7 protein-coding genes are annotated in these 10,121 nt (G+C 50.2%); 5 read left to right on the forward strand and 2 right to left on the reverse strand.

Annotation, left to right across the window (positions count from 1 at the left end; translation table 11 throughout):
* The first annotated feature begins 37 nt into the window (after nucleotides 1-37).
* The 3 genes from xylB to rhaD all read left to right on the forward strand — a co-directional run bounded on the left by xylB (nucleotide 38) and on the right by rhaD (nucleotide 4,012).
* Nucleotides 38-1,534, forward strand: coding sequence for a xylulokinase (xylB, locus tag V3C10_07990; GenBank protein ID WVP63734.1), 1,497 nt, complete (start codon nucleotides 38-40; stop codon nucleotides 1,532-1,534).
* A 152-nt stretch (nucleotides 1,535-1,686) separates the two neighbouring features.
* Entirely contained in the window at nucleotides 1,687-3,123 is a 1,437-nt protein-coding gene (locus V3C10_07995; protein WVP63735.1) for a rhamnulokinase family protein, read from the forward strand.
* A 61-nt stretch (nucleotides 3,124-3,184) separates the two neighbouring features.
* On the forward strand, nucleotides 3,185-4,012 hold the full coding sequence (gene rhaD, locus V3C10_08000) for a rhamnulose-1-phosphate aldolase (protein ID WVP63736.1): 828 nt from the start codon (nucleotides 3,185-3,187) through the stop codon (nucleotides 4,010-4,012).
* A gap of 9 nt (nucleotides 4,013-4,021) precedes the next feature.
* Here the strand turns inward: rhaD and V3C10_08005 are convergent, their stop codons facing one another.
* Nucleotides 4,022-4,855, reverse strand: coding sequence for a class I SAM-dependent methyltransferase (locus V3C10_08005; GenBank protein ID WVP63737.1), 834 nt, complete (start codon nucleotides 4,853-4,855; stop codon nucleotides 4,022-4,024).
* A gap of 470 nt (nucleotides 4,856-5,325) precedes the next feature.
* On the opposite strand from V3C10_08005, the gene V3C10_08010 reads away from it, so the two are divergent.
* Complete coding sequence (locus V3C10_08010) at nucleotides 5,326-6,249, forward strand: DMT family transporter (protein WVP63738.1); 924 nt, start codon at nucleotides 5,326-5,328, stop codon at nucleotides 6,247-6,249.
* 133 nt (nucleotides 6,250-6,382) lie between these two features.
* Nucleotides 6,383-8,431: a [FeFe] hydrogenase, group A gene (locus V3C10_08015; protein ID WVP63739.1), complete on the forward strand. Its 2,049-nt coding sequence runs from the start codon at nucleotides 6,383-6,385 to the stop codon at nucleotides 8,429-8,431.
* A gap of 156 nt (nucleotides 8,432-8,587) precedes the next feature.
* Here V3C10_08015 and V3C10_08020 read toward each other — a convergent pair whose 3' ends face one another.
* Complete coding sequence (locus V3C10_08020; protein WVP63740.1) at nucleotides 8,588-9,895, reverse strand: Na+/H+ antiporter NhaC family protein; 1,308 nt, start codon at nucleotides 9,893-9,895, stop codon at nucleotides 8,588-8,590.
* Nucleotides 9,896-10,121: the final 226 nt, after the last annotated feature.

Here is a 10,121-nt window from a genome sequence, read left to right on the forward strand (position 1 = left end):
GTTTTCTCTGCCGCCGTCCGTAAAGGTGGATTGCAGTATGGAACAAACAAAACAGACATTTTTAGGCATAGATTTAGGAACCTCTGCAATGAAGCTGGTACTGATAGACGGAAATAAAAATGTGCTGGCACAAATCACGGAGGACTATCAGGCAGCCCAGCCGGAGAGAGGTTACAGCGAAATCGATCCGGAAATTTGGTACGACTGTATGATGAACGCCATGGAACGGATTTTTGAGCAGTGTGACCGGAGCCTGATCAGAGGGATTGGAGTGACGGGGCAGATGCACACGCTGGCCGTTCTGGACGAGGAGGGAAAATCGGTCCGGCCCGCATTGATGTGGAACGATATCAGGACGAAAGATCTGATTCCGGAACTCAAAGAGCGGATTCGGGATTTTCCGGAGGGAGAATATCTGGCCAGAACCATTTCCACAGGAAGTCCGGCGGCCAATCTCTACTGGCTGAAGGAAAATGAGCCTGAAAATTTTAAGAAAATAAGGAAATTTCTGATTGGTCCGGATTATCTTGTGTACCGTCTGACCGGTCATTATGGAACGGACTACTGCGAGGCTTCCACGTCCTGCCTCTACCAGATTAAGGCGCGGAAATGGTCGCCCGAGATGAGGGAGTTAATCGGCCTTGATGAGGGAATGTACCCGGAGGTGCGGGGCAGTGTTCTTGCGGCCGGGACGCTTAAGGAGGAAATTGCGGAGCGGTTTTCCCTGAGCCGGGAGACAGAGGTCCTGACCGGGACGGGAGACAATCCCGCGACGGCCATCTCCACGGGCTGTCTGGGACGGGGCTATCCCGTCATTTCCCTGGGGACATCGGGCGTGTTCATGATGCCTGTGGCGGAAATCAGGGACAATGCAAAGGGAAAGATGATTCTGTTTTCCTTTGACGATAAAAGTTACTCCTATCTGATCCAGGGGGCCGTGCAGTCCAACGGAAGTACGTTTGACTGGTGGGTGCGTGGAATCATGGAGGCGGATTATTCCGAGGTGGACAAGCTGGTGGATGTAGAGAAATCCGCGGGGAGCGGCGTACTTTTTTATCCTCATTTAATGGGGGAAAAGACACTCTATGCGGATCCTGATATCAGGGGCTCGTTCATCGGACTGAGCACGGAGACAGACCGCTCCGATATGCTGTATGCAGTGATTGAGGGACTTTGCTTCAGCTTTCGGGAGCTGGCCGAAAAGATGCGCCTTCCCCTGTGCCGGTTCGGCAGCGTGAAGGTAGTGGGCGGAGGCGCGAGGAGCCGGGTGTGGATGCAGACTCTGGCCAATGTGCTGAATATCCGCATCGAGCAGATGGACGGAATGATAGGACCGGCCTTCGGCATCGCCCTGTTGGCGGCATACCACTGCGGCTGTTTTGACTCCCTGGAGCAGATATCGGAGGGAACGGTAAAAATCCAGAACTGCTTTGAACCCCAGCCAGAGGCGGCAGCGGTCTGTAACAGGCAGTACGGCAAATACCTGAGGATTCAAAAGGGCCTGCAGTACATAACCGGGGGGACGGAGGAGTAAAGCGCATAAGCGCGGCAGAGGATAGGATGCGGTGTGGCGCCGGAGAGAGGATCCATGCCGGGAGCGAGGCCGGTCATGATGACCGGCCTCTTTGCTGATACGGACATTCAGCGGCCTGCGGTCCCATCGGTTCATGAGGAAGGGAGGAGAAGATGAAGGAAGTTGAGAAAAAATATTACCTGGCGGCAGACTTCGGCGCGTCCGGCGGCAGGCACATCCTGGCTGTCCGGGACGGTAGCAGGATTAGAATGCAGGAAGTCTACCGTTTTTCCAACAGCCCCGTGATAAGGGATCATATGATGTGCTGGGATATCGAATACCTGACGATGCAGCTTATAGAAGGAATGAAACGCTGCCGGGATGCGGGGAAAATACCGGCCTGCATGGGGATTGACACATGGGGATTAGATTATGTGTTTCTGGACCGGGAAGGGCGGATTCTGGGGAATGCGGCAAACCACCGCGACGGGAGGACCCGGGGGATTTACCGAAGTATATGGGACAATGTTTCCGAACAGGAACTTTATAAGAGAACGGGAATCCAGATGGCCGAATTCAACACGCTCTGCCAGTTGGCGGCGGACAGGCGGGACAGGCCGGAACTCCTCCGGCAGGCCGGGTGTATGCTCATGATTCCGGATTACTTTTGCTACTATCTGACAGGCCGGAAAGTGCAGGAATATACGAACGCTTCTACAAGCCAGCTCCTCGATCCAAAGAAAAAGGACTGGGACCGGGAGCTGGCCGCAAAGCTGGGGATACCGGACCATTTTCTTTTACCGGTCAAAATGCCGGGAGAACGGCTGGGGAGACTGAGGGATGAAGTGAAAGAAAAGGTGGGGTTTGACTGTGATGTGCTCCTTCCCGCCACCCATGATACGGCCTCCGCCCTGATGGTTTTGCCGGAGTGCGGCAAAGGGAAAACGAGAGCCGTCATCAGTTCCGGGACCTGGTCGTTGATGGGGATGATAACGGAGGAGCCGGTCATCTGTGAAGCCGGAAGAAGCCTTAAATTTACCAACGAGGGCGGATTTGGGGGGAAGAACCTGCTTCTCAAAAACAGTATGGGACTGTGGATGATACAGAATATAAGGAAAGAAGCAGCTCCTGAAATGTCATTTGAGGCATTGTGTGCAGAGGCGGAGGGAACGGGGATTGATTCCGTTGTGGACTGTAACAGCGATGAATTCCTGTCGCCGGAGAGTATGGTAAAGGCGGTGACGGGATTCTGCGAAAGAACGGGACAGCAGATACCGGAAACGCCAGGGGAACTGGCAGCGGTTGTATACCGGAGCCTGGCAAAATCCTATGCCGCGATTCGGGAAGAACTTGAAACGGTGACCGGGGAGGCATGTACGGAGATCCGCATTGTCGGCGGCGGTTCCAATGCCGGATACCTGAACCAGCTCACGGCAGACTATGCCGGAGTCCCGGTTCTGGCCGGACCGGCGGAAGCTACGGCAGCAGGAAATATTATGGCGCAAATGATGGCGGACGGCGTATTTACGGATCTGGAAGAAGCGCAGGCATGCGCCGCATCATCGTTTGAGATAAAGAAGTATCTGCCGCGGAAGCGGCCGGAAGTTTAAAGTTAAAATGATGATTCAGGATAGTAAATTTTTCGGGAGAACGGAAACAGGAGGAAAGAGAATGAAGGTACTGGACAGCAATGCGGCTAAAGGGTTTATCAGAATGTCGGATGACGGCTGGAGGCTCGGCTGGCATGAATGCCATGGTGGGAACTTAAGCTTCCGTCTGACGGAGGAGGAAGTGGCTGAGGTACGGGAGGAGCTGAAAATGGATGGCGCCTGGACTAAGCTTCCGGTGAACGTCCCGGAACTGGCGGGGGACTTTTTATATGTGACAGGAAGCGGAAAATTCATGCGCAACATGACGCTTGACCCGGAAGATTCCTTCGGAATGATAGAAATAGGCAAAGACGGAGGCTCCTACCGGATTGTATGGGGACTGGCTGGGGGCGGCAGCCCCACCAGCGAACTGCCGGCGCACCTGATGAACCAGGCCGTTAAGAAAAGGGTGACGGACGGAAGATACCGCGTGATTTACCACGCCCACCCGGCCAATATCATCGCTCTTTCGTTTATTCTCCCTCTGAAGGATGAGATATTCACGAGGGAACTTTGGGAGATGGAACCGGAGTGTGCGATGACATTTCCTTCGGGAATGGGCGTGCTCCCATGGATGGTTCCAGGTACGGCAAAGATAGCGGAACTGACCTGCAGCATGATGGAGGAATACGATGTGGTGCTCTGGGCGCAGCACGGCCTCTTTGCGGCCGGGGACAGCTTAGACAACACCTTCGGTTTAATGCATACCGTGGAAAAAGCCGCAGAGATGCTTATCAAGGTACTGTCCGTGACAAAGGAAAAGCGGCAGATCCCGTCGGTACAGGATTTTAAGGATATGGCAGAGGTGTTCCGGCTGGAACTGCCTGAAAAATTCCTTTATGACAAATAAAACCGTGTCTCAGGGACGCTCCAACAGAACCGCAATGGTTGGGGCGTCTTTTTGACAGGGAGAACCTGTCACATCACCGTACCTGCCGCAGACCTTAAAACCGGCTCCGGCCGCCTCCGCTGCCAGAGTTTCTACCGTAAAATACGTATTCCACAGATAATAAACCGCCGTTTCCCGCTCCGAGATAACCGCAGTCTGTTCCAGCGTCACACCGTCCGGGTATTTGCAGGCCCCATTCAGGGCAGCGTACTTTGACCCGCACCAGAACCCGCCGTTTTCACAAACCTCCCAGGTCTGCCCTTCTTTGAAACGGTCAAATGCAGCCATAGAGAATACATCCAGCAGAAATCTGCCCCCGGGCCTCAGGCTGCGGTAAACATTTCTAAGCAGACTCCGCCTGTCCGCGGGAGAAAGCACTCCATAGTCACAATAGATCATCGTGGCGGCATCAAACGTTTTCTCAAAATCCATCTTCAGATAATTTAGGCACAGATAACGGATGTCTAAACCGCGCCGTTCAGCCGAAGCTTTGGCATAGCCGATCGACCGTCTTGAAAAGTCGATTCCGGTGACGCGGTATCCTGCCGAGGAAAAAAGTTCGGCATAGATTCCAGGTCCGCAGCCCACGTCGAGGAGGAAAGGATACCGGGAAGGCGGCAGGATATCTTTAATCCAGGCGGCCGAATGTTCGATAAACCTCAAATTTCTGCTGGCGCCCTCAAAGTCGGGATCCAGATGAGCCTTGAGCATCTGCTCTGAGATATAATCGTCATCCCAGAATGCATGCTCCATTTTTGTGTAAACGGGTGGCTTTTCTAAAAGTTTCATCAGTTTGTCTAACATAAAAATTCCCCTTTCAAATTTTCATTATAATTTTCATGATAAGAATCAGGCGTCCCGCTTTTGTATCGCAGGCGGATTTCCTGTAATACAAAAAGCCGCAGATTTTACTCTGCAGCTTTTTCTGGAAGAGAAGAAAAACGGGTAAGAGTAAAATAAAATCAAAATCAGGCATAACAACAGGACTGCCGGGGCAGCCGTTTTTCCTGTTTAATTGATTTTATCTACTCTGTTCCAGCCATATCTGCGCCGGTGAATGCAAGACGCCCGGTATGCCGGATTCTAACCACCTCTTCTTAATTATTTAATGATAGATTTATAGTATAGCAGAAGAAGGCGGATGTCAACCGTTAAGGGGATTATCATAAAAATATAAACTGTCGAAAAAAAGGTCCCCCTGTGATATACTCAGAATAGAAAAAGCAATTCAAAGCAGTTCTTACAATTTAGCAGAAAGCAGGACGGAAACGGAAATGGAACATAAAATACGCAGTGCAAAGTTTATGAATGTAACGGCAATGGCAGCCTTTGGAACCATCGGTATTTTTGTGGCGCAAATTCCTCTTTCCTCGGAGGAGATTGCTTTTTTTCGGGCCGCAATTGCAATTGCAGTGATTTTTGCCTGGCAGCTTGTCAGGGGCAGGAAGTTCCACCTTCCGGGCAGTAAGAAAAGCCTGATTCTCCTGATGGTATCCGGAGTGATGATTGGTTTTAACTGGATTTTTCTTTTTGAGGCATACCGTTATACTTCGGTTTCCGTGGCAACGCTCAGCTACTATTTTGCCCCGGTGATTGTGACGGCGGTCTGTCCGTTTCTGTTTCATGAGAGGCCTTCCCTCCGCCAGATTATCTGCTTTATTTTTTCTACGGCCGGACTGGTGCTGGTGATTTCGGCGGGCGGCCTTGAAGGCGGCAGCAGCAATGTAACAGGCGTCGGATATGGACTGGCTGCCGCGGCTCTGTATGCCGGTATTATTCTCATCAATAAGTCGCTGCCGGACATAGTGGGGATTGACAGGACATTTTTGCAGTTTATCGTCGGGGTGATTGTCATGTTTCCGTATGTTCTGGTGAAATCGGGCTTTCACGTGACGGAGGCGGGAGCGTTTGGCATATTGAACCTCCTTATTCTGGGAGTGGTACATACCGGAGTCGGATACTGCCTTTATTTTTCCTCATTAAAAGATCTGAAAGGCCAGGAGGCGGCAATTCTGAGCTACATCGATCCCCTGGTGGCATGTTTCATGTCGATATTTGTGATGGGGGAAACGATGAGCCTGATGCAGATTGCGGGAGGCCTTATGATTCTCGGATTTACGCTCTATAATGAGCTGGGAGGAGTGCACGGCAAGAAGGGAAGTGAAATGGAAAACATGGCTGCCGGAGGGAACCAATAATATTTGGTTCAAATAAAAAATTCAGAATGGAAAAAGGTTACTTGACAAACAAGAAAATTATGGTAAAATAAAAATAGTAATCATTATTGTTTTGAAACGTCACGAACGTTTCCATGAATATCAGGAGGTGTAGATGAATCATTTACCAATGAACGTGCGCGTACCGATTGAGAAAGACAACCCGTCTATCTGCAGAGATGAAGAGCTCTGTATCAAATGCGGCCAGTGCAGAGATATCTGTACGGACTACATAGGAGTCCACGGGACTTACACGCTGGAACAGACGGGTGGAACGGCGGTCTGTATCAACTGCGGCCAGTGTGCCAATGTCTGTCCGGTGTCCAGTATCACGGAGAAATACGAATATCACGATGTTAAAAAAGCGATTCTGGATCCGGAGAAGATAGTAATATTCAACACCTCGCCGTCGGTGAGGATTTCGCTGGGTGAAGAGTTTGCCATGGAAGACGGAAGTTTTGTCCAGGGAAAGATGGTCGCCCTTCTTCGGAAACTGGGAGCCTCCTATGTGCTGGATACCAATTTTGCCGCAGATCTTACAATCGTGGAGGAAGCCAGTGAGTTAATCGAACGCATTACAAAGAAGACCAGGCCGCTTCCCCAGTTCACAAGCTGCTGTCCATCCTGGGTGAAATATGCGGAAATCTATCATCCGGATATGCTGTCTCATCTGTCGACGGCCAAAAGTCCAATCGGAATGCAGGGACCGACGGTCAAGACATATTTTGCAAAGAAGATGGGAATTGATCCGAGGAAGATAGTCAATGTAGCCGTAACACCGTGTACCGCGAAGAAATTTGAAATTCGCAGGGAAGAGATGAATGCGGCGGCACAGTATTTGGGCATTGAAGATATGCGCGATATGGACTACGTGATTACGACTAGGGAGCTGGCAAAGTGGGCGAAGGAAGAAGACGTTGATTTTGCCGCACTTGAGGATTCGTCCTATGACAGGCTGATGGGTGAAGCGTCGGGAGCCGGCGTGATTTTCGGCAATACCGGAGGCGTTATGGAAGCGGCCCTGCGGACTGCGTATGAATATATTACCGGTGAGAAAGCTCCGGCTGCACTTTACGATTTGGAGCCGGTGAGGGGAATGGAGGACGTCAAGGAGGCCCAGGTGACCATAAAGGGAATCGAAGTGAATGTAGCCGTTATTTACGGAACAAAGGCTGCCTCCCGATTTATTGAGAGAATAAAAAATGGCGGTAAAGAATACCATTTCATAGAAGTGATGACCTGCCCCGGAGGATGCATCGGAGGCGGCGGACAGCCGAAGGGCACGCTGTTAAAGGGCGATGAACTGCGGAAGAAGAGGATTGCCGGCCTGTACCGGAAGGACAGCGGCATGGAACTGCGCACCAGTCATGAGAACCGGGAAATCATTGAACTTTATAAAGAATTTTACAAGGAACCGCTCAGTGAGCTGGCGGAGCAGATGCTGCATACCGGCTACAGAGACAGAAGTGAAGATTTAGGAGGAAAAAATATGAACAGTTCAGTAAAATACCGTTGTACAATCTGCGGATACATCCATGAGGGAGAGCTTCCGGAAGGATTTACCTGTCCGGTATGTCATCAGCCGGCCTCCGTATTTGAGAAGATCGAAGAAAAGGCGGAGAACCCGGAAAATAAATATGCGGGAACCAAGACGGAGAAGAACCTGATGGAAGGTTTTGCAGGCGAGAGCCAGGCAAGGAATAAGTATACATATTTCGCCATGATTGCCCAGAGAGAGGGCTACGAGCAGTTAGCCGACATTTTCTTAAAGACAGCCAGAAACGAGCAGGAACATGCAAAACTCTGGTTTGAGGCGCTCGGACATCTGGGAACAACCGCGCAGAACCTGCTGGCAGCCGCAGAAGGTGAGAATTACGAATGGACTGATATGTACGACCGTTTTGCAAAGGATGCGGACGAGGAAGGTTTCCCGGAGATGGCGGAGCTCTTCAGAAAGGTGGGAGCCATCGAGAAATCCCATGAGGAACGTTACCGCAAGCTGCTTCACAATGTCGAGATGCAGCAGGTCTTTGAGAAAGCGGAAGAGAGTATGTGGGAGTGCCGTATCTGCGGACACCTTGTAATTGGTAAGAAAGCTCCGGAAGTATGTCCTGTCTGCAAATATGCACAGAGTTATTTTGAGATCAGGAAAGAAAACTACTAAAAATAATAAAAACTGCGACGTCTCATATATATGAGCCGCCGCAGTTTTTATTGAGTGGCAATGAAAAGTTCGCGAAGCGTGCTTTTCGTTGTTGAATGGCAATTTAGGTAGAGCGCCTTCATTGCCTTATCGATATTCAGTTTTCAATAGTTCAGATTAAAGGATCATTCCCCCGATGAATCCTGCAATCGCCAACGGGACATTGTAGAAGAAGAATGTTGGAACACAGGTATCCCATATATGATCATGCTGTCCATCTGCATTAAGTCCGGATGTCGGCCCCAGCGTACTGTCCGAAGCAGGAGAACCGGCATCACCCAGAGCGGCTGCACATGCAATAAGACAAGCGGTAGCTCCAGGGCTCATATTCATTTTCATACACATCGGAACATAGAACAGAGCAATAACAGGAATTGTTCCGAAAGAAGTTCCGATACCCATGGTGATCAGAAGACCGATAATAATCAGTATAGCGACGAACACTGCCTTGCTATTCCCCAAGATAGCCAGCGTTGCATCGATCAGAGTATCAACGGCGCCTGTCTGATTTACTACATAGGCGTAACCACCTGCAATCAGCATGATAAATGAAACCATACCCATCAACCGGATACCTTCGGCGATTGTTCCGTCACTGTTTCTAAGCTTGATAGCGCCGCCGAGAATCATGATAACGATTCCGAGCAGTGCGCCCAGAGGCATGGAATCCCAATATAACTGACCGAATAAAACGCCTGCAATGGCAACTAAAGATACGATATGGTCTTTGTTCATGTGGATCGCTTCACCTTCCAGAGATACTCCCTCCAGAGCGATATCCTGATAATCTCTCGGTTTACGGAAGAACCACCATGAGGCGATCAGACCGCAGAGCATACCACCGCCAAGAATAATTGTATGCGGCCACACTTCGATCATCTGCATCGGCATACCGTTAGCTGTCATATTCTCGGCTACGATGCCCTGAAAGATAACACCATATCCAAGAGGAATGGTAACATAAGGCGCTACCAGACCGAACTCAGTCACACAGGCAGCCTGACGACGGTCGATTTTCATCTTGTTCATCATTAAAAGCAGCGGTGGAAAGAGAACCGGGATGTAAGCGATATGTACAGGAATAATGGTTCCTGAGATAGCAGCGCAGAAAACAAGCGTCAGCAGCAAAATCCATTTGCGCTCTTTAACAACCGATGCAATCCACCTGGCCAGAATTGTTGCAAGGCCGGTTTGAGCCAGGGCGGCGGCAAATGTTCCCAGAAGCAGATATGCTATGGCATTTGTTCCGTTGCCGTTAAGGCCCGTAATGATTCCCCCCATAATGTCGGCCGGTCCCATGCCAGCCGCAAATCCTGCCACCATGGCTGAGATAAGCAACGACAAAATAACATTGAGCTTACACAGACACAGCACGCACATCACGATGACTGAGAGCGTAACCGGGTTACTAATAATTTCCCACATAAGTAAAACCTCCTATAGTTTTTACTTAGTATATTATGAAGCCGTCGATAAAATAACGAAAAGAACCGGATGTTTAGTCATATTCCGATCCTAGGAGGTATCGACACTTTATCGACGCTTTGCGACGCTTTTAAGTGCCGGAGACAGGGGGAAAATAAACACGGAAAAGGATGCGGATTTCAGTGCGGTTTAGTGCTGTTATTTCTTATTATTAAGGAACCAACCG

Source organism: [Clostridium] symbiosum (genome assembly GCA_036419695.1).
Classification (GTDB): Bacteria; Bacillota; Clostridia; order Lachnospirales; family Lachnospiraceae; genus Otoolea; species Otoolea symbiosa_A.